Source organism: Marinomonas ushuaiensis DSM 15871, from assembly GCF_000521805.1.
GTDB lineage: Bacteria > Pseudomonadota > Gammaproteobacteria > Pseudomonadales > Marinomonadaceae > Marinomonas > Marinomonas ushuaiensis.
In genome coordinates this window covers 1-635 of the sequence record NZ_JAMB01000038.1, presented here as the reverse complement: position 1 = coordinate 635, position 635 = coordinate 1, and the positions used below count along the sequence as shown (strand labels likewise).

Below are 635 nucleotides of genomic sequence, written 5' to 3'. Positions count from 1 at the left end.
GTGAAACCACCGTCGGTTGCGTCGCTGATCGCCGTAAAGATGTTGCCTGCAGCGTCAGTGCCACTGACACTCGCGCTGATCGTGGTGTCCGTCAAGACAGACAAGACCGCACTTGGGATGCCGATGCTATAGGTATCACTGTCGCTCACTAATCCGGTGTAACTCGCTGTCGTTCCATCGTTTAACGTCACCGACAAGGTCACAGTGTCGCCTTCGCTCGCGTCACCACCCACACTGCCTGTAATCGCCACGTTGCCTAATAGATCACCGACCAATTCACTGGCGTTCAAGATGCCATCATCACCAATTGCATTAATGCGGATAGTCGCACTGGCGCTGGTGTCTAAGGTCACGTCCAAAATAGTAGAACTGTTGCTGTTGCCCGCCGTATCCGTCACGGTCACAGTCAAGTCGTTGCCGCCTTCGTCCAGATCACCCACTTCGGTAGTCAAGGTCCAAACGCCCGCCACTTGCGTCGCAGTACCCAAGGAATCCTCACCGTTAAACACTTCCACGCTGGCCGCATCGCTGTCGATGTTGCCCAACGTTAAGGTCACGCTCGTGTTGTTCGTTAGGTTGTCTGTGTCGCTGTCGCCACTGTCGTTGGTCACAGCCAAGTCAATCGTTGGCAAGCT

Annotated in this window: 1 protein-coding gene; it reads right to left on the bottom strand. The window is 54.8% G+C overall.

Annotated elements, in window-relative coordinates; genetic code table 11:
- A partial coding sequence (locus tag MUS1_RS15575; protein ID WP_245595836.1) for an Ig-like domain-containing protein occupies window positions 1–611 on the bottom strand: 611 nt, incomplete at its 3' end.
- Between the last annotated feature and the right edge of the window lie 24 nt (window positions 612–635).